26 protein-coding genes and 4 pseudogenes are annotated in these 24,395 nt (G+C 32.5%); 4 read left to right on the forward strand and 26 right to left on the reverse strand.

All coding sequences use genetic code 11. From position 1 onward, the window contains the following. Positions 1 to 57: 57 nt before the first annotated feature. The 4 genes from rplT to WH267_RS08990 all read left to right on the forward strand — a co-directional run bounded on the left by rplT (position 58) and on the right by WH267_RS08990 (position 4,475). Positions 58 to 402 (forward strand): 50S ribosomal protein L20, encoded by a 345-nt coding sequence (gene rplT / locus WH267_RS08975; protein WP_034694451.1) that lies wholly within the window; start codon positions 58 to 60, stop codon positions 400 to 402. A 263-nt stretch (positions 403 to 665) separates the two neighbouring features. Further along, a complete protein-coding gene (locus WH267_RS08980; protein WP_340007525.1) occupies positions 666 to 1,847 on the forward strand; it encodes a M28 family peptidase in 1,182 nt (393 codons plus the stop codon). A gap of 63 nt (positions 1,848 to 1,910) precedes the next feature. Continuing rightward, on the forward strand, positions 1,911 to 3,089 hold the full coding sequence (locus tag WH267_RS08985; protein ID WP_317126207.1) for a M28 family peptidase: 1,179 nt from the start codon (positions 1,911 to 1,913) through the stop codon (positions 3,087 to 3,089). Between the two features lie 213 nt (positions 3,090 to 3,302). Further along, positions 3,303 to 4,475, forward strand: coding sequence for a M28 family peptidase (locus WH267_RS08990; protein WP_115972581.1), 1,173 nt, complete (start codon positions 3,303 to 3,305; stop codon positions 4,473 to 4,475). 61 nt (positions 4,476 to 4,536) lie between these two features. On the opposite strand, the gene WH267_RS08995 is transcribed toward WH267_RS08990, so the two are convergent. The 26 genes and pseudogenes from WH267_RS08995 to WH267_RS09105 all read right to left on the reverse strand — a co-directional run bounded on the left by WH267_RS08995 (position 4,537) and on the right by WH267_RS09105 (position 24,391). Continuing rightward, positions 4,537 to 5,571: an RNA ligase family protein gene (locus WH267_RS08995; protein ID WP_340007531.1), complete on the reverse strand. Its 1,035-nt coding sequence runs from the start codon at positions 5,569 to 5,571 to the stop codon at positions 4,537 to 4,539. A 532-nt stretch (positions 5,572 to 6,103) separates the two neighbouring features. Continuing rightward, positions 6,104 to 6,583 (reverse strand): pentapeptide repeat-containing protein, encoded by a 480-nt coding sequence (locus WH267_RS09000; protein ID WP_115972584.1) that lies wholly within the window; start codon positions 6,581 to 6,583, stop codon positions 6,104 to 6,106. Between the two features lie 325 nt (positions 6,584 to 6,908). After that, positions 6,909 to 7,214, reverse strand: coding sequence for a hypothetical protein (locus WH267_RS09005; protein ID WP_340007533.1), 306 nt, complete (start codon positions 7,212 to 7,214; stop codon positions 6,909 to 6,911). A 39-nt stretch (positions 7,215 to 7,253) separates the two neighbouring features. Continuing rightward, positions 7,254 to 7,634, reverse strand: a complete 381-nt coding sequence (locus WH267_RS25100; protein WP_445223266.1) for a lipoprotein N-acyltransferase Lnb domain-containing protein — start codon at positions 7,632 to 7,634, stop codon at positions 7,254 to 7,256. Positions 7,635 to 7,916: 282 nt separating this feature from the next. Further along, a pseudogene (locus WH267_RS25105) lies at positions 7,917 to 8,099 on the reverse strand (RHS repeat-associated core domain-containing protein); the annotation flags it as partial. A 44-nt stretch (positions 8,100 to 8,143) separates the two neighbouring features. Next, positions 8,144 to 8,602: a hypothetical protein gene (locus WH267_RS09015; RefSeq protein WP_340007536.1), complete on the reverse strand. Its 459-nt coding sequence runs from the start codon at positions 8,600 to 8,602 to the stop codon at positions 8,144 to 8,146. Next, entirely contained in the window at positions 8,571 to 8,912 is a 342-nt protein-coding gene (locus WH267_RS09020) for a hypothetical protein (RefSeq protein ID WP_340007537.1), read from the reverse strand. The genes WH267_RS09015 and WH267_RS09020 overlap by 32 nt, the downstream gene beginning before the upstream one ends. 34 nt (positions 8,913 to 8,946) lie before the next feature. Then, a pseudogene (locus WH267_RS09025) lies at positions 8,947 to 9,393 on the reverse strand (RHS repeat-associated core domain-containing protein); the annotation flags it as partial. Between the two features lie 219 nt (positions 9,394 to 9,612). Continuing rightward, positions 9,613 to 10,260 (reverse strand): hypothetical protein, encoded by a 648-nt coding sequence (locus WH267_RS09030; RefSeq protein ID WP_340007539.1) that lies wholly within the window; start codon positions 10,258 to 10,260, stop codon positions 9,613 to 9,615. Further along, positions 10,257 to 11,321 carry an RHS repeat domain-containing protein gene (locus WH267_RS25110; RefSeq protein ID WP_445223264.1) on the reverse strand — a complete coding sequence of 355 codons (1,065 nt, stop codon included), beginning with the start codon at positions 11,319 to 11,321 and terminating at the stop codon, positions 10,257 to 10,259. Before WH267_RS25110 ends, WH267_RS09030 begins: the two co-directional genes overlap by 4 nt. Positions 11,322 to 11,422: 101 nt before the next feature. Beyond that, entirely contained in the window at positions 11,423 to 11,632 is a 210-nt protein-coding gene (locus WH267_RS09040; RefSeq protein WP_340007541.1) for a helix-turn-helix transcriptional regulator, read from the reverse strand. A 149-nt stretch (positions 11,633 to 11,781) separates the two neighbouring features. Next, positions 11,782 to 12,195: a hypothetical protein gene (locus tag WH267_RS09045; RefSeq protein ID WP_340007543.1), complete on the reverse strand. Its 414-nt coding sequence runs from the start codon at positions 12,193 to 12,195 to the stop codon at positions 11,782 to 11,784. Further along, on the reverse strand, positions 12,179 to 12,961 hold the full coding sequence (locus WH267_RS09050; RefSeq protein ID WP_340007805.1) for an RHS repeat-associated core domain-containing protein: 783 nt from the start codon (positions 12,959 to 12,961) through the stop codon (positions 12,179 to 12,181). The genes WH267_RS09045 and WH267_RS09050 overlap by 17 nt, the downstream gene beginning before the upstream one ends. Before the next feature lie 17 nt (positions 12,962 to 12,978). Next, a complete protein-coding gene (locus WH267_RS09055) occupies positions 12,979 to 13,506 on the reverse strand; it encodes a hypothetical protein (RefSeq protein WP_340007544.1) in 528 nt (175 codons plus the stop codon). Positions 13,507 to 13,508: 2 nt separating this feature from the next. Beyond that, the gene (locus WH267_RS09060) at positions 13,509 to 15,383 is read right to left on the reverse strand and encodes an RHS repeat-associated core domain-containing protein (protein WP_340007546.1); all 1,875 of its coding nucleotides are present in this window, start codon (positions 15,381 to 15,383) and stop codon (positions 13,509 to 13,511) included. A 90-nt stretch (positions 15,384 to 15,473) separates the two neighbouring features. Continuing rightward, a complete protein-coding gene (locus WH267_RS09065) occupies positions 15,474 to 15,920 on the reverse strand; it encodes an HAD domain-containing protein (protein ID WP_340007548.1) in 447 nt (148 codons plus the stop codon). Between the two features lie 302 nt (positions 15,921 to 16,222). Continuing rightward, positions 16,223 to 16,726, reverse strand: coding sequence for a hypothetical protein (locus WH267_RS09070; RefSeq protein ID WP_340007550.1), 504 nt, complete (start codon positions 16,724 to 16,726; stop codon positions 16,223 to 16,225). Beyond that, a complete protein-coding gene (locus WH267_RS09075) occupies positions 16,677 to 17,771 on the reverse strand; it encodes an RHS repeat domain-containing protein (RefSeq protein ID WP_340007553.1) in 1,095 nt (364 codons plus the stop codon). Before WH267_RS09075 ends, WH267_RS09070 begins: the two co-directional genes overlap by 50 nt. Before the next feature lie 23 nt (positions 17,772 to 17,794). Beyond that, entirely contained in the window at positions 17,795 to 18,232 is a 438-nt protein-coding gene (locus WH267_RS09080) for a hypothetical protein (protein ID WP_340007555.1), read from the reverse strand. Positions 18,233 to 18,241: 9 nt separating this feature from the next. Beyond that, positions 18,242 to 18,691: a M91 family zinc metallopeptidase gene (locus tag WH267_RS25115; RefSeq protein ID WP_445223267.1), complete on the reverse strand. Its 450-nt coding sequence runs from the start codon at positions 18,689 to 18,691 to the stop codon at positions 18,242 to 18,244. Between the two features lie 169 nt (positions 18,692 to 18,860). Beyond that, positions 18,861 to 19,049 (reverse strand): annotated as a pseudogene (locus tag WH267_RS25120) (RHS repeat-associated core domain-containing protein); the annotation flags it as partial. A 62-nt stretch (positions 19,050 to 19,111) separates the two neighbouring features. Continuing rightward, on the reverse strand, positions 19,112 to 19,510 hold the full coding sequence (locus tag WH267_RS09090; protein ID WP_340007557.1) for a hypothetical protein: 399 nt from the start codon (positions 19,508 to 19,510) through the stop codon (positions 19,112 to 19,114). Between the two features lie 3 nt (positions 19,511 to 19,513). Then, a complete protein-coding gene (locus WH267_RS09095; RefSeq protein WP_445223268.1) occupies positions 19,514 to 20,209 on the reverse strand; it encodes a hypothetical protein in 696 nt (231 codons plus the stop codon). Between the two features lie 12 nt (positions 20,210 to 20,221). Next, positions 20,222 to 20,383 (reverse strand): annotated as a pseudogene (locus tag WH267_RS25125) (RHS repeat-associated core domain-containing protein); the annotation flags it as partial. 43 nt (positions 20,384 to 20,426) lie between these two features. Further along, positions 20,427 to 20,861: a hypothetical protein gene (locus WH267_RS09100; RefSeq protein ID WP_123947400.1), complete on the reverse strand. Its 435-nt coding sequence runs from the start codon at positions 20,859 to 20,861 to the stop codon at positions 20,427 to 20,429. Beyond that, the gene (locus WH267_RS09105) at positions 20,861 to 24,391 is read right to left on the reverse strand and encodes a DUF6443 domain-containing protein (protein WP_340007559.1); all 3,531 of its coding nucleotides are present in this window, start codon (positions 24,389 to 24,391) and stop codon (positions 20,861 to 20,863) included. The genes WH267_RS09100 and WH267_RS09105 overlap by 1 nt, the downstream gene beginning before the upstream one ends. Between the last annotated feature and the right edge of the window lie 4 nt (positions 24,392 to 24,395).

Here is a 24,395-nt window from a genome sequence, read left to right on the forward strand (position 1 = left end):
GGTGCCAATTAAGAGTAACATTTGTTACCGCCCTTTTCAAAAAAAACAATTTAAATTATGCCAAGATCAGTAAATGCAGTAGCTTCAAGAGCTCGCAGAAAGAAAATTTTTAAGCAAGCTAAAGGTTTTTTCGGTAGAAGAAAGAACGTTTGGACTGTAGCTAAAAACGCGGTAGAAAAAGCAATGCAATATGCTTACCGTGGTAGAAAAGAGAAGAAAAGAAACTTCAGAGCACTTTGGATCACTCGTATCAACGCGGGAACTAGAGAGCACGGAATGTCTTACTCTCAATTTATGGGAGCTCTTAAAAAGAACAACATTGAGCTTAACAGAAAAGTTTTAGCAGATTTAGCAATGAATCACCCTGAAGCTTTCAAAGCTGTTGTAGATCAAGTAAAATAATGTAGAATACTATTTTTGTTATCAATATAAGTCCCGGATTTTTCCGGGATTTTTTGTTTATATAGCTTAATGACTCCATGGTATAAAAAATAATATGATAATTAGGTAATCTGATGAAAATTAAATTAGTTTTAAGATCAATAATACAACAAGATAAATCATTATTGAAAAATCAATTAAATAGCGATTAATAAAGCTAATTAAGCGAAATAAATAATGATTAATTCATATATTAGCAATTGAAAAATAATTCAATTGAATAAATGAAAAAAATAGCTGTTTTTTTATTTACATCCTTAGCATTACACCATATTGGAGCACAAAATCTAATACCGTCTTATAAGACCAGAGCGGATATGGTTTCTCAGGCAAATATTAATAACAACCTTCTTGAGTTTTCTAATCTTGGGGTAAAAACGACCGGATCATCAGAAAATACCAATGCATTTAACTGGCTTAAAAATAAATATCTTTCTTATGGATATACAACAAACCAGATACAGGAAGATCCGTTTACCTTCTGGGGAGGCGATTCCAAAAATTTAGTGATTACTAAAACAGGTACGGTGTATCCTGATAAGTATATCATTATCTGCGGACATTATGATACTATAGTAGGACCAGGAGTAAGTGACAATGGAAGTGGCACTTCCATTCTTTTGGAGGCAGCTAGAATATTAAGAAATATTCCTACAGAATACTCTATTAAATTTATTCATTTTTCCGGAGAAGAACAAGGTCTGATAGGCAGCTATCATTATGCTGATAATATTGCTTATCAGGGAAATGTACGGAAACAGGATATTAAACTTGTCTTTAATATTGATCAGGTAGGTGGTCAATTGGGAAATAACAACAATACCATTACCTGTGAAAAAGATATTAGCGGGCAATCTGCTAACAATGCGGCATCTGCTGCTGCAACGCAGGAACTGGCAGTATGTACCGGCCTCTACTCTCCTCTTCAGACTTATATTTCCAATGCCTATAGCTCAGACTATATCCCTTTTGAGGAAAAAGGATATACAATTACCGGGTTTTATGAGCGTATCAAAAGTAATAATGAGCATTCTGCGGATGATACTTTGGCCAATATCGATCCTGTATATGTGTTTAATGTAGGAAAAGCGGCTGTAGGTGCATTACAACATTTTGCCGTTGCCTCTACATCTAATGACATTCTGGGAACTCACGAAACTGCTGCACAAAAGGATTCGGGGACAGTCAACATTTATCCTAATCCTGCAAAGAATCTGCTAACGGTTGAGCTCCCTCAAAGTAATCTACCTTTCAATATTGAACTTTCTGACATGACAGGGAATGTATTACTCCGTACAGAAAACCAGCGGAACATAGACACTACCTCATTAAATAAAGGAGTTTATATGGTATCTGTAAAAACAGGTCAAAATCATATCATTAAGAAGGTAATCATTGATAAATAACCAGCCTTCAATAATGAATCAGTTGTTCCCTTGAAGTGTAATAATAATTCTAATAAAGATTGTATGATGAAAAAAATTACTGCTTTTTTATTAACTGCCATAGCAACCTATACTATAGAAGCCCAAAGTTTTATCCAGGCCTATAAAAACAGGGCTGATGCTGTTTCCCAAACGGATATTATTACCAATCTTCAGGAGTTTGCGGGTTGGGGAATTAAAACAACAGGTTCTCAAGCCAATGCCAATGCATTAAACTGGCTTAAAAACAAATATCTTTCTTATGGATATACTGCCAGCCAAATGGAAGAAGATCCCTTTACTTTTGGGGGTGGCAGTTCCAAAAATTTAATCATTACGAAAACAGGAACGGTGTATCCCGATAAATTCGTTATCATTTGTGGACATTTTGATACCATCAATGGCCCCGGAGTGAATGACAATGGCAGCGGTACTTCCATTATTTTAGAAGCAGCAAGAATTTTAAGAACGATACCTACTGAATATTCTATTAAATTCATTCATTTCTCTGGAGAAGAACAGGGACTTCTGGGAAGTTTCCATTATGTGAATAATGTTGTTTACCAGGGTAATAACCGTGTTCTTGACATTAAACTTGTTTTTAACCTGGATCAGGTAGGTGGTGTAAAAGGAAATAATAATAATACCGTATTCTGTGATGAAGATAAAGGTGGTGTTTCCAGTAATAATGCAGCTTCTGCTGCAGTAACTCAACAGCTCAGAAACTGTACCACACTCTATTCTACACTTCAGACAGATGTAGACCCTGCTGAAAATACAGATTACATCCCTTTTGAAAACAAAGGAGAAACCATTACAGGTTTCTTTGAATGGAACAGAAGTAACTTTCCGCATACAGGCAACGACACTTTTGCCAATACAGATCCCGTATATATTTATAATATAGGAAAAGCGGCTGTTGGTGCTTTACAACATTTTGCTGTTGCTTCAGGAACATTAGGAACGGATGAAGTTCGTCCAAAAAACACATTGGAAAACATAAAGCTTTACCCAAATCCTACTAAAAATTTTATCAGTATTGAATTTCCTGATTCTAATATTAAAAATTTCAGTTTTGAAGTTACAGATTTTCAGGGACACTCACTCCTTAAAACTTCCAATAAAAAAAGAATTGATGTCTCCAGTCTTGAAAATGGTGCTTATGTTGGTGTTATAAAAGCTGGAGATCAGACTGTGGTAAGAAAAGTTATTATTGCCAAGTAATTTTTCAACCTTAACAATTTTCATTTTAAATACATTAAACCCTTTGAAACCCTTCAAAGGGTTTAGTTTTCAATTAACCATATTTATAAGCATTCTACAGAATCACTACTCTATTTTATATATTCCAAATAAAATACTATGGCATTCATAAAATATTACACACTTTATTGTGATTTATTTACTACATTCGTGGTACCAAATAAATAAATTTATATGAAAAGAATTACCACATTTTTATGCACTTCACTGATTATGCAAGCTATGAGTGCTCAAACTTTTATTCAGGCTTATAAAGACCGGGCTGATATGGTTACTCAAACTAATATTACTACAAATCTTCAGGAGTTCGGCAATCTGGGTATAAAAAAGACAGGATCAGTAGCCAATGCAAATACTTTAACCTGGATCAAAAACAAATATCTGTCTTACGGATATACTGCCAGTCAGATTGAGGAAAGTCCTTTTACCTATGGTTCAACGAATTCGAAGAATTTAATCATTACTAAAACAGGAACGCTTTATCCAAACAAGTATGTGATTATCTGTGGGCATTTCGATACAATTTATGGACCTGGAGTAAATGATAATGGCAGTGGAACGTCTATCATTCTGGAAGCTGCCAGAATATTGAAAAATGTTCCTACAGAGTATTCTATTAAGTTTATTCATTTTTCCGGAGAAGAACAAGGATTGATAGGCAGCAGTCATTATGTTAATAATGTTGCTTACCAGGGCGGCGTCCGTAAACTGGATATAAAACTTGTTTTCAACCTGGATCAGGTAGGTGGTGTAAAAGGAAATAACAACAATACCGTATACTGTGATGAAGACCAAGGCGGTGTTTCAAGTAATAATGCTGCATCTGCTGCAGTAACCCAACAGCTCAGAAACTGTACAGCACTCTATTCTCCGCTTCAGACTGCTGTAGATCCTGCTGAAGACACCGATTATATTCCTTTTGAACGAAAGGGTGAAGTGATCACCGGTTTTTTTGAAAGAATAAGAAGCAGCTATCCTCATACTACCAAGGATACTTTTGCGAATGTAGATCCTGTTTATGTTTATAATATTGGAAAGGCTACTGTGGGTGCTTTACAGCATTTTGCAACAGCTTCCACAACCTTAGGCGCAAATAAAACAGCTCCACAAAACTCATTGGAAAATATAAAGCTCTACCCTAACCCTGCCAGCAATATTCTTAATATTGAATTGCCTGATAAAACAGCAAATTTCAGCTTTGAAATAACAAATATATCAGGAAGAACTTTATTGAAAGTGAATAATGAAACTAAAATTAATGTTTCTACCTTGGAAAGAGGTGTTTATGTAGGGATTTTAAAAGTTGGGGAACAGACGTTCGTTAAAAATATTATGATTGAGAGATAACCTATTAATAAAAAAACAGAGCAAATTGCTCTGTTTTTTATTTATCTGTATTACATTATTTTTATTCTGCCGCGATTGAAATTATTTTCTGAATTTCAGAATGAAGTCTTTCAGTAATCCATCTCTGATCTTCGAGATCCAGTTCTTTGAGCAGATCACCATTATTTTCATTAAAATCAGTAATAATATCCTGTAAAAATTCAGATTTGATTTCAGAGATACGAAGCATATTATTGATATCCAAGGCCCCTACTTTAGACAGCACACTCTCCAGCCGATTTTGTGACACATACGTTCTTAATTCATCAATAATAAAGGAAAGATTTTCAGCTTTCGAAGAAATATCAGGAATAAATGACCATTTCTCAGCTTTATGGAATTTCTCTTCTTCATCAAATTCAGGATTTTTCAGTTTGATAATCGGCCGATTGGATAATAATTCGATATTTTTCAAATTATAAGGTTTGATCACAACTCCTTCTATCAGGTTTTGTTCCAATTCCGGAAGGCTAAACTGTTGGGTGGGAATAGGAGAATTTATCCTAGTATTAAAGTTCAGAACTTCATTAAACTTCCCTATCAACAAAGGTTTTACGTAAGGAACTCCAAATTGCTCAAAATAAGAGACTGCAGTTTCATAATCAAGATAATACTTTGTCCCCTGTTCATTGACGATTCCTATATCAAAAGCACAAAAATGGATATCCGGAGCGTAATAGACTCCTGTTTGGATCGCCTGTACATGTTCAACATCCTGAACATCAGGGTGAGGATATTTCCCTCCAAACAATTCTCCGTAGATAATATACCTGCTCCCCGGAATTACAGCACTCAAATGCTCAAATAAGCTGATTATCGTACTTTCTAACTGATTAACAACAAGCTGAAATCCAAAAAAATCATCTCCCCAATTAAGATATTCCCTTCTTTTGGCATATTGAAGCTTATGATCTTGATAGGAAAAACTAAAATTAGCACCATGAACTTTTTCGGTCACTACCCATTTTAATTTATCTAATTTTGATAGTTCATTCTCATTAAGCCCAATCTTCTTTAAGGTATCAGGCATTTTCTCATATCCGGAAAATTCATTCATTTGGTTAAAAGTATTATTAATTGGGGGTAAATATAGCAGTTTTTTGTAATATGGTGATTTCTCCTAGTTAATATAGAAAAGCCCGTAATGTTTTTTTTGTTATTATTGAAAATATGATACTTTTACTCTTGTGAGTAAATTTTCTTTTTAAATGATCTGACAAGCCATTTAAGTGCTTGTTATAGCTGTTGCCCAGGACTCAGAATAATGCCCAAACTTCAGTTTATTATCTGCATAGTGCTATAGAAAATGATACAACTTTTGACATATCGATTAATCAGATTATTAATTGCTACGGTTCTATTCCTAAAGAAATAATTTTGGCAAATAAAACTGAACCTGAACAGATTCGTTTCATAGAGCACCCCGAAAAGAAAGATAAGCAAACCATTTTCAGGCTCGGATAAAAAATGCTTACCAATTTTCGCTAAAAATGCCGGTACTTTATAACATAAAATCCACTGCAATTGTGATAGGTTTATTTTTACTATCAATCGCGGACTTCAAGTCCACGATATCTGTGGGGCTATAACTACTTTTGTTCGTCGCTAGAATTTTTAACATTAAAATATTCAGGCCATTTCGTTTTAGTATCAAATACAGCTTTTTCAAATATTGCATTTTCAATTCCTAAAACATATTCAAAATTTGCTCCTTTTAAATTTGCATTTCGAAAATTTGCTCCTTCAATATTTGCTCCCTCAAAATTTGCATTTTGAAGATTTGCATTTTCAAATAAAGTGGAAATTGATGTACTATTCTTTAATACTGCATTTGATAAATCCGTATTTCTTAAATCAGCAACAATTAAGTTAGCTGATTCTAAATTACACCCGTTCATTTTTGCATTGAATAAAATTGCCCCTCTAAGATTAGAGTTTTTAAAACTTGAACCTGTCAAATCGGCATCTTCTAGATTTGCTCTATGAAGATTTAAATTTTCTAATGAGATACCATTTAAATGTTCAAATGGTATTACTACATTAATATCCGTAGCGCAATATATTATCATATCTTTATCTTTATACTGGTGAAAATAACAGCTTTCTGTGAAACTGTAAAAGCCTTCTGAAGTGGGTACAAAATCCAGTTTCCATGCTGGGGGATCTCCTATATTAGGAAAGGTTGTTCCGAGATTTCCGTAAGCCTGTTCTTCAAAAGCAGATTCGGTACGACAGATCAGACAGATCGTTCTATTCCTAAGTATTATCCTGAAGATTTATTTTTCTTGTTCTGTTTTGTATTAGAAAACAGAACAAGAAAACCACCGCCAAATACAGTGGTTTTACTTTTATCCGAGTCTCAGTGGAACGCTTGCTCCAGCAATGGAAAATTTTTCACACTTTTTTTTTTCCAAAAATTAATTTAATAACTTCTATTAATAACAAAATAATGCCAATATATAAGTACTTCATATATAGATTATTTTGTCTTTCAACTATATCATACTTATTATTAATCCATCTTTTTAATTCTGTTTTAGCAAGATCTAAATCTTTTATATTGTTAGCTTCTTTTATAAAATCTTCATGATTAATTTCAGTTAGTTTAGGCATAGTATTAATTCTAAATATAGCTAAATCTATAATTAAGAATAATATCAATATTAAAGAGATACAAGTAAGTATTTTATTTATTTTCATTTTTTAAAACTATAATAATTATAAAACATGCAAATCTGACTATTCATTTCCATAAAGTTTTTTACCTAGAGGAGCAGAACGATTAATGTTAATTAAAGGCCTTTGTCTAATAATACTACCTACAGCATTCGATTCTTTCATTTTTGAATCTAATCTTCCTGGTCTGACAACATCTACAGAACTGATTCCACTTTTTTGTAGTAAAGAACAAACATTTGTTGTACAGTTATTTGATTGAAGACTATAATTTTCAGGATTCTTTTTAAGTTCGGATACTCTATCGTTAACAGCCTCTACTAAACTCTCTTTTTGCTCATTAGTTGTTTTAAAGAAGAATGCATTAGAATTAGAATATTTCTTACTAAATTCTGTAGTAGATTTGGTATCCATAACCAAAGGTGTTCCCCACCATTCATTCATTTCATAACTGCCTGTATTATTTCCGTCAGTAGGATAAAAACCAAATACTTTTCCATCATACCCTAATCCAGAGTGACCAACAGCTCCCTCTATTTCCGTATAAACTGATACAACTGAATAGTTAGGTTTTTTATCTTCTCGTAAATATTCTGTTTTACCATCTATTGTGGTTGTGTGGGAATAAGAATCTTTGGAAACAACATTAAAATACCTATCCTCATTGTTGTTTAAATTAACTCCAATCAATTTACCATTCTTAAATATATAATCATTAACGGGTTCTCTTCCATCAGGATCAATAAATCTCAACGGATTGTTAAATGCATAATTGTATGGACTGTGTCTTGTCATCTTTTCAGCAAGCGGATCCACAACACCCCATCTTCCTAAATCCGGCATATAGAATCTTGCTCCATAATCATACATCCCTGTCTCTTGCAGTTCCTTCCCGTTATACTTGTATTTATTAAAGCCACCAAGATTAGTGGCTTTAATAATTAAACTCATTGTTATTTTTCAGGAATATTTTGCCTTTCTACTTTTTGTACTTTGCCATTTTTTATAAATATATTGACAAAATATGGTTCTCCAATATTAGGAAAATAATTTTCCCCTCTAAAATATTTAGTCTCATTACAAATATTCAAGTTTTCACTTTTGAAATATTTTAAATAAATATTTTTTTCAATAAGTAAAGGTGTGTTACTAACTTTTTTTAAATAATATTTATTTTTTTCAAAAGTAGGCATACCATAAGCGATTCCTACTATAGAATCATTATTTCTGACTGTACTATAAAGGCATAATACATCATCTTCACTTTTAATTTTCGAAGAATTTTCTATCATTTTTTCAGCCTCGTCGGTTACAATGTTACTAATATTATTATCTGTCGATTTACAGGAGGATACTATTAGTAAAAAAATTATGATGATCTTATTTTTTAATATCGAATTTGTAGGAATCATAAACTATTGTTTCGTTTGAATTTGGTACAACTATTTTAAAATTATCAGGTGTTCTATTTTCGTAAAAATCGTTTTCAAAAAGTATTTTATTTCCTCTGTCTCCTTCTTTTGGTAAACCATAACCATTGAACCCTGATGGAACAAGTGTGCCTCCAGGATGCAAATGAGTAAACTCTGTCATCTTCATATTTTTATTATTTAAAATTTGCCAGGCTAAATAACCTCCAACACCCTCTTGAGATTTTTTATATTCTGTGGAAATTGCAAAAACTTCTTTCACTCCGTCTTTTACATTTTTATATCCTGCCAAACTAAACTCATTTCTTACGTTATCTTTAATGAAATTAAAAAAAACTTTTCATTGACTCCTTATCTGTAGATATATATATAGAAGAATCCGTAATCCTTGATTTATCTCCTTCGCGAATTGTTGACCTTCCATCTAATCTGTTGCCTATAACATCCTTATTGATTGTAATTGATTTACTTTTATTTATGTTACCTTTTTCGTCAGTAGCATATATAGTATCTGTACTATTTTTTTCGCTTCCATCTTCTTTGTCTACTCTTTCAATTTTCCCACCTTGTAGAAGCTTATAATCAGTTAATGGAGCCCTTCCATCTGGATCAATAAACCTTAATGGATTATTAAAAACATAATTATAAGGGCTATGTCTTGTCATCTTCTCCGCTAGTGGATCTACCACACCCCATCTTCCTAAATCCGGCATATACATCCTCGCTCCATAATCATACATACCGGTCTCTTGCAACTCTTTGCCGTTGTACTTGTAATTCTTATACCCACCTTAGATTCACCAATACGGTTTAGCCCAAAAGGATAATAATTGTTCTTATCTATAACTTCAAGAATGCCTGTGTTATTTTTAACAAAACTTATCCTGGTATCCGAGGTTATCCCTATAATGAAATATAACTAATTGTTAATAAAAATACCACACGAAAGGATTCGTGCGGCAGCGAAGGGTTGCAGGAAATTCTTAAGCTACTCAATGTTTTTTCTCAAATTTATTTGTTAAAATATCAAATTTTTCAAAAACATCCTTAATCTTCTCTTCCTTTTCTGGTAAAGAATAATTTATTAGATTCATTTTTTTATCAAAGAGAAAAAACCATTGATAAGGATTACTAGAGATATTTTTATTAGGCATGGCAAATTTTAATTCAGAATTATTTGAAATAGATTTATGGTCAATAATTTTCTTTAAAAACTCAATATCTTTGAGTTTATTACCCTTTAATAGTAGATTAAATTTTTTATACTTAAAGAAATTTAAATTTTTAGCCTTAGGGTCTATCATTATATCACTATTATTTTCCCTAGTTATAGTTATCATGTATCCTTGATCTTCATAATATAGACTTGATATATAAATTGATGATAAACTCGGTACAAAATTTTCATCATCATTCACATAAATAAAAGCATCAATAAAATTATTAATTTTATAATTTTTAGATACACAAGGAATTTGTGACCAACTTAATTGGAATACCAGAATTAAGAGTAATATCAATTTATTTTTTATATGCTCCATTGTTATCGTATGTTGTGTAAGAACCATTTCTATAAACTCTAAAAATAGTATTTTTATATATTGGATTAAGTGTGTTGTCATAATCATAAGTTCCTTCATAAGCATCCCTTGTGTTTGCCTACATTTCCCCAAGGAAAATATCCACTTGGAAGACTATTTCCAGGATGGTTATGATCATGTTTTGTTAACGTGAAAACTCCTTCGAAAGATGAAAAGTTTGTCATTCCTAATGCTCTTGGATCAACCGGTGACTTTCCAATTAAACCAAAAGTTGAGATAACGGATTTTGTTAAATTTCCTCCTTTAGAAGTATAGGTCCCATTTGTAAATTCTGGTTTAGCATTATTATATAAATATTCAGCTAATTCTGTCGCTTTATTGGGATCATTAAGTTTTAATGTCGTCATTAAATCAGATTTTCCTCCTTTCGAATCTTTTAATGTACTTTCTAACTTAATTTCCTCCTTATTAGCAGCAATTGTTCCTTTTTCTCCAACATCTACACCTTGAGCACCCTCTTTAAGAGTTTTTCCATCTTTTTCAAATTGATTTTCAGTATAGATAACATCTCTATCAGAAGGAGCAACATTAGTTAGCTTTCCAGCATTGTCCCATTTGTAAATATCACTTCCTTGTCTTCCATCGGGATCAATAAACCTTAATGGATTATTAAATACATAATTATAAGGACTATGTCTTGTCATTTTCTCCGCCAGAGGATCAACCACACCCCATCTTCCCAGATCCGGCATATACATCCTTGCTCCATAATCATACATCCCCGTCTCTTGGAGCTCCTTACCATTGTACTTATAATTATAGCTTGGATTACTTCCTAATATATTATACCCTTCATGTTTCAACCCAAAAGGATAATAATTATTCTCCTCAAGAACTTCTATTCCCGTTCCATTTTTGAAATAACTCAATCGTACATTTCCCAAATGGTCTGCGTAATTGTAAATGTACTTATTATTTTCAAAATTAAAATAACCTTCTGAAGTAGGAACAAATTTCAAGCTTGCTTCTGTATATTGGAAACCATCCAGATAATCTGTAGCTAAGCCAGCCGTTCCTGATTTTTTAACCTTTGTTCCATCCGCTCTGTAGATATAATAAGTTGTTTTTGAATCTTGGATAACCTGTTGAGGCAAATTCAAGTAATTATATTTGATGGATGAGATTTTTTTATCCGGATGAGCAGTGTATAAGTAAAAAAACTTTGCTCTTGCAAAGGTTCTTTTATTTTGATTGCTCAAAGTCAGGAGACTTTGCGCAGCTGGGGTTTTTCTTCTTTGATATCTTCCACCGGAACGTCTAAAGCTTTGGCCAGCTTCTCCCATTCATCATCATAAATCCTTACATCACCACTTTCTTTGCGGCTGTAATTGGATACATCCGTGGATATAATCTTAGACATATATTCCTGGGTATAGCCCCGCTGTTTTCGTAAACTCTTTAGCTTTTCCATCATGATTTTTTATTCATTACTACAAATATAAAAAATTCAACCCTTTTATTCTATACCTAAACATTATCCCAAAGATTTATTTATATTGTTCTGTTTTCATATACAAAACAGAACAAGAAAACCACCGCAATTGCGGTGGTTCTATGTTTTTAAGTGAAAGCTGGCTTTTCAGTTGTGTATACTATTTCCAATAAATCACTCCCTCTAAATTCAATATAGAGATATTTATAATTTTTCTTAACTTCTATTCTGTTCTTTTTATTATTATAAATGATAATAAGAGATTTAGTGTCTTTGGGTAACTCTAATTCTTTAAATTCTGTCTTCTTCTTAAATACTCCTTCATTAGAATATAAAATATTTCCACGATCTGTTTTAATAAGAATATTCTTAAGAATATCTTTTTCATTATACAGATGTAAAAGTAGTTTTAAATCATTAACATTTATAGATTTATTATCCTTCTCTTCTGGAATAAAAGTATATCTCACTTTATTGCTACTGCAACTAAAGGTAAATATTACAATAAATAATAAAAAAAACATTTTACTTAGTTTTTTCATCGGGAATATTTTTTATTATAGTTTGTTTCTGTTCTGGTATTGTCTTTTTAGAGATTTCAAATTGAGGAGCAAACATTAGATTATCCGTCTTTACTTGATCTTTCGCCTTGTTACTGTCATCACTTTGATGTTTAAGTCCTAAAGAATGACCAACTTCATGTGTCGCATACGCTGGAGTCATCTTGCCAGATACAACAGCTTCCATATAATTAACCTGACTATTTCCATTCTCTCCAAAAGTATAGCCTTTAATTTCTGAACCATTATCAAGCTCTTTACTTGATTGTTCTGTGGAAATTTGATCTGTAAGCGCAATAGTATAAGAACCTTTATCTGTAAAATTAATATTTCCCACCTCTATTTTATCTCCATTATTCATAGTCCCACCAAATGATTCTTTCATTTGAGAAACGAAATTCGTTTTAAATGCTTCTACACCTTCTGGAGTTAAATTTTGCGATCTATTCACAAGGTTGATAGTAGCACTTAATGTGTATGTTTTTGTTCCATTATCATTTAGTGTGGTACTCTTAACCCATTCCAGTCCCTCTAATTCTCGACCATCTATAACTCTATTTTCAGCAAAATTATAATGAGATTGATAAGCATATTTTTCAGAAAGTGGATCTATATTAAAGAACCTTCCCACATCAGGCATATAATTTCTCCACTTAAAACTGTAGAAACCCGTCTCCTGTAACTCTTGTCCTTGGTACTTATACTGATATGTAATAGGCCATCTAAATTTGAGACAGCCTATTGATATTTATTGCATACGTGATTTTATTCTTCGTAGTCTTTTGAAAACTTAATACCCTTCTTTTCTAAAATATTTTTTATAGTCCCAGCTTTTTCTTGAGGTGATACTTGTATAACTTCATTTTTATAATTGAAAGTAAGCAACCACATACTAGTGTTATAAGAAAACGGATAAGAAGCTAAATTAAAGTTTTCATAGGGAACTTCCTGTATATTCTTAAATGCATTTTTCAACATGATTGTTTCATCCAGTGCTTCATCAATTATTATTCTGTAATTATAAAGTTTATAGACTTTTGTATACTTAAAGCCGGACATTAGCTCTGGATTCAGAAAATATACGTTTAACCAATATTTGTTTTCATTTTGTATTTTACTTGCACCAACAATTAATATATTGTCACTTACATTTACATAGTGTTCTTTGTTTTTGAAGTCAATATAACTTTCGATAAATGGTATTACTATTTTAGGATCAATCTTGTTATCTTGTGCTTTACAAGAAAATAGAATTAATATACTTCCTAAAATAAATATCAATTTTGTTTTCATAATTAATTTATTTTTCTATTACTACCTGTATATGTTGCAGTTGAACCATTAAAGTTGACATATCCTTTTCCTGGTGTTGGCCATTTCCAAGTACTATAAACATTAGTAGTTTTAAATATTGGATTTTTGCTTGATACATCAGCATCTACATAACCTCCTGTAATGATTTTGTAAAAAATAGGACTATTATTTTTATCAAATCTAAAATTAAATCCTCCAGGAGCTATACTTTCTCCTAGTGGATGAGAATGATCAAAATCAACACTTTTGGTTTGATTAATGAAGTGATTACCATTTCCTCCTGTTAGATTGACATAGGGAATAGCAAAATAAGCACTAACACTTACATTAGTAACATGACTCGTAGTTATAACATTTGAGGAAAACCCATCTCCAAAACTGAACGTATCTCTTGTGAATTCAACACTAGTATTTTCTGCTGCAAAGTCAAAAAATTGTTTAGCTGCATCATCGTTTTGTATTTGTAGATACGTATAAATGTTACTTCCTTTTGAGCCTTCGTGTCCTGGTGTTTTAAAATTAATATCTTTAGCTTCTCCTACTTGTGAATCTCCTGTTGGATTTGCTTCTGTCACATTTGTACGGGCAATCTGGATAGACTTAGACCCATCTTCATTAGTAATCGTATCATAGGCATTGTCATCCTTTGTTCTTTCTATATTACCATTATTGAAAATCTTAATAATATCTTGATTTTGCATCCCATCCGGATCTATAAATCTAATTGGATTATTAAAAGCATACGTATAAGTAGAAAATCTTCTGCTCGTTTCCGCCAACGGATCCACAACACCCCATCTTCCTAAATCCGGCATATACATTCTCGCACCGTAGTCATACATACCTGTCTCTTGCAACTCTTTGCCGTTGTACTTGTAGTTTTTATAACTCCCCTTCCCAAAGAATGCATTCCCGGTCTTCAGATGGTTCATCCCAAAAGGATAATAATCATTGGCATCTGTAATCTCAAGAGCACCTATGCTGTTTCTTCCGAAACTTATCCTCGTATTTCCTAAATGATCTTTGTACTGGTAAATATACTGTTTTCTCTGATAATCATAATATCCTTCTGCGGTTGGGAAAAACTGCAATTCAGGATGTTGAAGATTTAAAGCTCCCCGAGTAATATCCACCAATTCATTACTAAACGCCTGTTGCTCATAAGCAAAGTTGGTTTCCAAAGGAATAGAGAAAAACTCCATATCTCCTCCCCCATCAGAGCTTGTTCTGTTTACATACTGGAAACCATCCAGATAATCAGTAATTTCTTTGGTCCATGTTGTGTTACTAATCCCTATAGAAGTATTTTTGTATTCTTTTCTCAGCTTCGTTCCCTCAGCATTGTATTTTGTATCAATGGTAGTGTTTACCTGATCTGAACCAATCATTATTCCATTAGGAAGATTAAGATAATTATAACCAATGTCTGTTATATTCTTGTCAAACATTTTTGTCATATTTCCATTCAGGTCATAATCAATCGGAGAGCCTTTGGTTCCTTCATACCCCGATTTATTATTACTATGATCTTTAATCCTGATGGCCTGATTTCCAAGATAAGTGTATTCCAGGTTATCAATCACTGTAGCTGTATTAAGATTCTCGATAACGGAAGTTCTATACAGATTGGTAATATTCCCATTTAAATCATAGCTCAAAGATTCTGTATTTTCTTTACTGCCAGCATTCATAGGGTTCTGGTAATATCCTGCCGTTAACCTGTTCAGGCTATCATAGACATAACCATATCTTTTGGGAGTCGTTGACGGATTAGCTCCAAGAGATTCCACAGCTCTCCAATCAACTTCTGCAATATTGCCATTATATTTTGGCTTTACATTCTTTCCTGGAAACAATGCCGGATCCGGATTTTCGATTCCTTCTCTTTGGGTATACTTTATTTTATATGAAAATAATTTTCCACCCAGATCAGAGAAGTTTTTTTGTTATCTGTTCCGAAGTTGCAAATTTTGGAGAGCAGCGTTGTTCAAACCTATATAAGGATCTGTTAAAATTAATCTTCTTTTTAAATTATCTGGTAACCCATTTAATGACTTATCATCATCTATTATAATCAAATCATCAGGATCAATTTTATTATCATTTATCCATTTTTCTATCTCCTCTCTTCTTGAAAATTTGGAATCCAATTTTAAATTCATAATAGATATTTCTTTAAATTTAATATTCCTCCTCTGAAAAATATTTTTCCATTCTTGAATATCAAATCTAAATCTATGTGAAGTTGATAAAATTATTTCTAAATCATCAATTGAGTTTATAACATCAATAGCATTTGCATTAAATTTATAAAACCCATCTTCTTCCATGTCCACTTTTTTATATGGATTACTGTGAACCATTACACCATCAATGTCTAGAAAAATTTTCATATTTATTAAAGCATTACACCTCCTAAATTTTTAGAATTAAACCCATCCATCCAAATAGTTGCTTGACTATAAACTATTTCTTTAAATATTATTGTCCCCTAGCTGGTGCGAGCATCCTGCTCGTACAAATATTTATTTTTCAATACTCCTATTTTTAATACTTGTAAATATAACAATTTTCTAAGCTAAGTAAAAAAGCCATTGCAGATCAGCAATGGCTTTTTTATTATTGAGGACACGAGCATTATGCTCGTGTCAGCGGTGGATTCGTAGTGGCAGTTTTTATATATAAATTATTAAATTTACTCTTCAACTAATAATTTAGGAAAATTATAATAATGGATATAAATAGTTTCAGATGATTTATTATAACAAATTGTTATATAATCAAATCCTTTTTTTTGCGAAATTGAAAAGGAATTGCCATCTGATATTTTAACCTTTATCTTTCCTAATTTTTTTGAAAAATTAACAACACTTTGCCCATAATGAACATTATCTGTCTTGGGGAATTTTTTTGAATAAATATTGTTAACAGTAATACTTTTGTCTAAAAAACAATTGTATTGAAACATTAGAGCAATCTCACTCTCTTTATTACTCATTAGTTTTCTAGCATCAAGAAGATAGTCATCAGCCTCTTGTTTCTTTTCAAATGTTAATTCTTCATATCGAGTATAATTAATTACTTTTTTAGTCTGACACGAAACAAAGCTTAGTGACAGAATTGATATTAAAAGCATTACCTTATCTAGACTAATTTGAATTAACCTTCTGTTCTTTTTCTTTACGTTCTCTATTATCATTATAAATTTTAACATGATTTTTAATATCTATTGTTTGAGAGGGTACTAAATCAGTTCCAGTAGTTTCTTGCAATGTTTCAGTAGTGTTTGCTCCTGAATTCATTAAATTCTTTTTATTTTCTTCTGTATTAGCAACTTTACTTTCTTTTTCAAATATATGAGCTAGACTAGCCTTGTGAGCTAATTCGTGGGCTAAAGTTCTTGGATTATCTTTTGATATTGCAGTTCCATCATATATATTACCATCCATTATAGTATGACCATTTACTAATACTAAGCCATCAGGTGTATTTTGGGCTACAGGCTTAGCTAGTTCAATAGTAAATTTTGCTTCAGGATCTTCAACAATATTTACAGTCAAACCATTTTGACTCAAAACGCTGGCTGCATCTTGCAATAAAGTTTTACTAGGTTCGTATCCTAATTTGTTATCAACTTTTACCCTCCATTCAATTGTATTTTCATTTATCAATACAGCTTCAAGTCCTTCTAACTCTCTTGCATCAATTACTCTGTTTTCAGAGAAATTATAATGAGATTGGTAAGCATATTTTTCAGATAAAGGATCAATGTTAAAAAATCGTCCCACATCCGGCATATAATTTCTCCACTTAAATGAGTAAAAACCTGTTTCTTGAAGTTCTTGTCCTTGATACTTATAGTTTTTATAACTCCCCTTCCCAAAGAATGCATTCCCGGTCTTCAGATGGTTCATCCCAAAAGGATAATAATCATTGGCATCTGTAATCTCAAGAGCACCCATGCTGTTTCTTCCGAAACTTATCCTTGCATTTCCAAGATGATCCTTGTACTGGTAAATATAATTATTTTCTAATCTAATATGAAAAACCATTACAAGACAGGCAAAGTTTTCTTTATTATTTTTATTGATGAAAGCATGAGGATGACACTTACACACATGCGGAAGAATGATAGACAACACAATTTCATTCTCCCTGGTACATTTCCCTAAGCAAACTAAATTGCAATCATTATGGAATAAAAAGCCTCGCAAATTGCGAGGCTTTTTATTATTATTCCACATGATAAAATTGTGCGGAAGTAGGATTACTTCCAATGTGGAGCTAAAGATTTACTTTCATAATATACTGTTTTAATTACATTCTTGGACTCATCAATGTATAACCAAGATTTCATTGTATCATCACTATATAAAGTATTGTTTCCCCATACAAAAGCATGAGTATAATAGCTATCAAGCATATCATCCCCATTTACAGAAATTAAAGTATGTGAATTAAAAGAATATGGTGAACTAATTAACTTTTCTTTTATTAAAGTTAATTCATTAATATATTTGTTAGCATTTTGAACATTTAACTTCTTTATATCTGTCGCTTTTTTACCAAAAAAACTTTCTTTAGGATTTCCAAATATTTCACCACCATCTACTGAAGAATTATGAATATAAACATTCAATAAATTTTTAGTGGGATGACAAGATGTACATGCTACTAATATTAAAAATAATAAGTGCTTTTTCATTATATTGATTTATTTAGGGTCAGTTGTTTCTGGACTTTTAGTTTCATAATAATTTTTCCCATAGTTAGTTCTCTTGTCTTCTCCTAAATTATCATTAACCTGATTTGCTAATCCTGTAGTATGCTTTTCTTCTGAATTTGAAAAGGATAAGTTTGCACCATTAGGTGTTATTAACCCTTCATTAGCTGTTGTTTTATCAGCTTTTAGACTATTATAATTAGTATTATCTTGAGTGTCATTATAACCATGGATTAATTCATGAGATAATAAAAAAGTCGGAGAATTTTTCCCTTGATTAGTACCTGAATTTGGCTGGGTAACATCTTTTCTAAATGTAATACCATCTTTATCACGCCAATTTACAGTTTTTGTACTAGGGTCATAATTATTTCCATTTTTTTTGATAATCAGAGGTATCTGGCTTTTGTTGTGCGATATTAATTGTATTTTTCTTATCAGAAATTAACGTTTGCAACATATCACCTTTTTTTCCATTTATATCAACTTTCATTGCTCCGCTTGAATATAATTTATCAATAGCCTTATAAGCGTTTCTTTCAAAATCATTTCCTATTTTACTATAATCTCTGTTTTTTTGATAGGAATACACATGTTCGCCAATTTTAATATCTCTTCCATCTGGATCGATAAACCTTAATGGATTATTCATTACATAATTATAAGGTGACCATCTCCTATATTTCTCCGCCAGCGGATCAACTACCGCCCATCTACCAATATCTGGTATATACATTCTTGCTCCATAATCATACATTCCCGTCTCCTGCAGTTCTTTCCCATTGTACTTATATTGATAAGTAACCTCGCGAAATGTGAGGTTTTTTCATCTTCAAAGGAACCAGCAAGAGATTACAACATTCACTTTATAAAATTTGCTTTCAACTTATTTAATACTTTTATATTATAAAATCTAGCTTCACTATTATAAGTAATTGATTCTAAAACTATACTGTCATTGTTATAAGAAATAATTTTATAATCATCTTTTTTATTTAATCTCAATATTTTTTTATCATACATAATTTCCCAGGTGCCGCTTCCACCAAGCTGGGAAGAAATATATAAGTCATGATATTTATTATCTTTTGAAAATTTATACGTTGATGTAAATTCACTGTTCTTATAACCCGAATAATTTCCTGTATAAAACCCCCAAACATTTTTTTCATTGGTTAATATATTTTCAAAATTTTCTAACTCATTTTTTAAACAAGATGATAAAATCATCAAACTAAGTAAAATTGTTATCTTTTTCATTTTTTAATGTGGGCTTTCAAGGGTTTTTCTTAGAGCACAATCTTCATCTCCCGTTGCATCATTTACAAGCATAATTCCTCCAGAATCTCTATCAGTTAGTGTGTAGCCTAATCCTAAAGAATTAAATTCGTTTATAAGATCTGCGTAACCCTCTTCTTTCTCGTTTTTCGCCATCTGTAAGTAATTCATAAAATTTCTAATCATTCCCACTGAAAAACTTTTTGAAGTTTTTTTGAAGTTTTTAGATCTCATTTGTTGTAAATAAACACGACTATGTGCAGAATAATTGTATTTAGTTCTAAGCTGTTTTGATTCTTGTTTGTGAAACTTTTCATGTTCTAAAGTGCTAATTAAATTATGTTTATTGGTTAAAAGAGGGGCAATCTTACCACTGTTTAGCGAATTAACCTTAATATTGTTATCTACGTCTGTATCAGCCAAAGCTTCATCATCATATCCTTTCCAACCTAAAGTTCCTCCTTTTATCCCTGCATCATTTCTACCGTAATATCCTACAACATTAGCAATGATTTGTTGGTTTATTTCATTTCCATATCCAAACCAATTTGTTGATGTATCTAAATCACTTAACAAAATACCTTTGCCTCTGTAAACAACTGTTATATAAGGTGAGTCATTTCTAACAACTTTACGAATCGTTCCATCTTCATTTACATAAACAAAATCATTTCCATCTATTTCTACTGCATTTACAGGATCGTTAGCAACGTGACTGTATCCAGATAAGTCAGGATACTTTTCTGTAAATGCATCAATTACACCCCATCTACCAATATCCGGCATATAAAATCTTGCTCCATAATCATACATCCCAGTCTCCTGCAATTCCTTGCCATTGTACTTGTACTGATAATCCCCCTCGCAATTTCGAGGGGGGATTTGTTATTAACATTATTTATTGAAAAGATTTTGCATTGTTTGTATATTCAATTTTATAATGATTTTTATCTCTTTCAACATATATAAACTTGTATTTAGGCAATTGTTCTTTATTTAATTTTATTGTCTGCTCATTATCAATAATGATTGTAACTTCTTTATTATTAAAAATTAAACAAGAGTTTGCATATCCTAACATTGGCAATGTTTTGCTTTTTTCATTGAGAACTATACTATCCCCATTTTTGACTGTAATAAGATTATCAAACTGCGATGTAAAATCTAAAAACGATTTATTTTTATCCTGAGCATTAAATTTTTTAATCATAACTCTTGATCGTACATTATCAACAATCTCCATCTCTGTACCATATATTTCAGTTGTCTTTAAAGCAGAGCAGCTTATAAAAACAAATGAAAAACAAATTACTATTCTATTAAAAGTTTTCATTATCTAGTTTTTGGTTGTTGTTGTTGTTGTTCTACTAGGTTTATAGCATTAGTTCTCTGTTCTGGAGTTATTTTTGTACCCGGACTTCCGCTTCGCATTAAATTATCTGGAGATGATTTTAAAGTTGCTTTATCATCATGTTTAATTCCTAACGTGTGACCAGTTTCGTGAGCACCTGTTTTAGCCACATCAGACCTACCTTTATTATCAAATTTTACATATCCAGCCTCATCAGAACCAAGTCCGGTTGTGGTATAAACATTAATTTGAGTTCTATTTGTCTGTGTATTGTTATTAGTATCAGTCATTCCATCAGTACGAACTACAGCATTATCAATAAATTCTTGACTTTTACCTTTAAAGTCATCAACATTATTAGTGTCATAACCTATATTATAATCCCATACCATAGTTGATTTATCACTTTGGCTAAAAGTAATATTAACCTGATTTCCAGCAGAGTCTTTTCCTCCGAAAGAAGATACAATTTGAGCCTCACGTTCTCGAAGCAGTGTAGACATTTGTACATTCGAAAGAGCTCCTACCGTATTATTTACAGGTTTGTATGTAAGATGTAAGTTGACAGTTTTATTTTCCAAGTTTCTACTCGCTACCCATTCCAATCCCTCTAATTCCCTACCATCAATAACTCTGTTTTCTGCAAATGCATAAGGACTATTATAAACATATTTTTCTGCAAGCGGGTCTATAGTAATGAATCTCCCTAAGTCCGGCATATAATTCCTCCATTTGAAGGAGTAAAAGCCAGTTTCCTGTAATTCTTGTTCTTGGTACTTATAGTTTTTATAACTCCCCTTCCCAAAGAATGCATTCCCGGTCTTCAGATGGTTCATTCCAAATGGATAATAGTCATTGGCATCTGTAATCTCAAGAGCACCTATGCTGTTTCTTCCGAAACTTATCCTCGTATTTCCTAAATGATCTTTGTACTGGTAAATATACTGTTTTCTCTGATAATCATAATATCCTTCTGCGGTTGGGAAAAACTGCAATTCAGGATGTTGAAGATTTAAAGCTCCCCGAGTAATATCCACCAATTCATTACTAAACGCCTGTTGCTCATAAGCAAAGTTGGTTTCCAAAGGAATAGAGAAAAACTCCATATCTCCTCCCCCATCAGAGCTTGTTCTGTTTACATACTGGAAACCATCCAGATAATCAGTAATTTCTTTGGTCCATGTTGTGTTACTAATCCCTATAGAAGTATTTTTGTATTCTTTTCTCAGCTTCGTTCCCTCAGCATTGTATTTTGTATCAATGGTAGTGTTTACCTGATCTGAACCAATCATTATTCCATTAGGAAGATTAAGATAATTATAACCAATGTCTGTTATATTCTTGTCAAACATTTTTGTCATATTTCCATTCAGGTCATAATCAATCGGAGAGCCTTTGGTTCCTTCATACCCCGATTTATTATTACTATGATCTTTAATCCTGATGGCCTGATTTCCAAGATAAGTGTATTCCAGGTTATCAATCACTGTAGCTGTATTAAGATTCTCGATAACGGAAGTTCTATACAGATTGGTAATATTCCCATTTAAATCATAGCTCAAAGATTCTGTATTTTCTTTACTGCCAGCATTCATAGGGTTCTGGTAATATCCTGCCGTTAACCTGTTCAGGCTATCATAGACATAACCATATCTTTTGGGAGTCGTTGACGGATTAGCTCCAAGAGATTCCACAGCTCTCCAATCAACTTCTGCAATATTGCCATTATATTTTGGCTTTACATTCTTTCCTGGAAACAATGCCGGATCCGGATTTTCGATTCCTTCTCTTTGGGTATACTTTATTTTATATGAAAATAATTTTCCACCCAGATCAGACAATGCCATTTGATTGGGATTGATACCGGTCATCCAGCCACGGATATTGTAAGCATAATCGATGCTTTGAAGGTTATTTCCAACTTCTTTATTGACTAGCTGAGATAATTCATTATAGCTATTTTTGGATAACAATTGTTCAGGGTTACTATCTACCTGATGATAATGTTCTTTGAGTCTGTTTCCATCGTCATAGATAAAACGTTCTTTCACAAAAATTCCTGCTTCACCCGGTTTTCTTAGATGAGAGGTGTATGTTTCCTGAGCTACTCCGGCAAAATCCAGCCTGGATTCTGTTTGGGTATAACCCCCTAAATGATTGATAGAATACGCTCCAATAGCCCTTGCTTTGGTGTCATAATAGGTGTGGTTTTTGGTCCAACTGTCATCTTCTATATTCTTTACCAGACTCATCACAGGAAGCCCTTTGGTACTTCTTCCTTCCGATGAAGGTTCTTCCGTTAAAGTAGTGACTCCCTGAATGGTGGAAGGAAATGGCGGATTAAAGTCATATACTGGATAAGTATCATAGTAATTGACACTTAGAATACTTTCTGTATCCACCATGAAATAATTATTAACATAATAAATCGTCATTCCATTTCTGATAAATCCCTGGGCACTGCGAGGTTCGGTAATGACCAGGTCTTTAATAAGATCCTGTAATACTGCTCTTTTGGCTGTTGATACCAGTACTCCTGTATAGATCACTCTTCCCAAAATATCATACTTGGTGAGAAGCCATTTACCTTTGGGGCCCATTACAGCATCCTGTGTCAAAATCAACCTGTCTGCTTTATCATACACCATCAATTCCCAGCCTTTACCGGGTAATTTCTTTTCAACCAGACGGTTTCTGCTGTCATAGCGGTATTGGTAGCAGAGATCATTCAGTAATGTTTCTGTAATTGGTTGGTTTGCCGCGTTTGGGGAAATAACAAAAGCCAACTGGTCATATTCATTATACACATAATAAGTGTCTATATATGCATTGGTAATGATCTTTCTTACCATCAGGGTCTGACCCCTTCCATTTTTGAACTCCACCGTCAGGTTCCCGTCTTCATCAGCTACTACATTTTTATACAAGGTTCCGGGAGCATAGAAGGAAGTAGCTGAAGCCAGAATAAGCTCGCTTTTGGTAGCTCCGTTCTCCCATGTTGTTTTCGTGGTATATTGATATACTTCATTAGCCATATTGGCTTCGTATGAAAATCCTACAGGTTTATTGGCCCAGTCGTTACCGGGCTGAATCTGCTGCATGATTCTGTCCAAAGGTGATTTTTCCAGCATCTTTTCTGAATAGATCTTTTCTGACCCATAAATCCCTGGTTGGGTTGCATTGGATAAAGGATTGGTAATAATGGCACCATTCTGAGTTCCTGATTGTGGGACAGGAAGATAGTCTTTTGTCTGTCTTCCAAACTGATCATATTCGATGTGAGTGACTACATCTCTTCCTAATGGGGAAGCTTTTACATTCACAACTTGTTTAGGCCTTCCCAAGCCATCGAAATATCCTACTGTTTCAGAAGATTTTGTAGGAACAGATCCATTATAATCCAGATAGGTTTTGGTCTGTATATAATTCTCTGTATTAGGGAGTGGGGTAAGCTGGGCATGCACTGAATGGGTAATCAGCAGCATGCTTATGGGGATTATTATTTTTTTCATCGGT

The sequence above is a fragment of the Chryseobacterium sp. MYb328 genome (assembly GCF_037572595.1).
In the GTDB taxonomy this organism is placed as follows: domain Bacteria; phylum Bacteroidota; class Bacteroidia; order Flavobacteriales; family Weeksellaceae; genus Chryseobacterium; species Chryseobacterium pennae.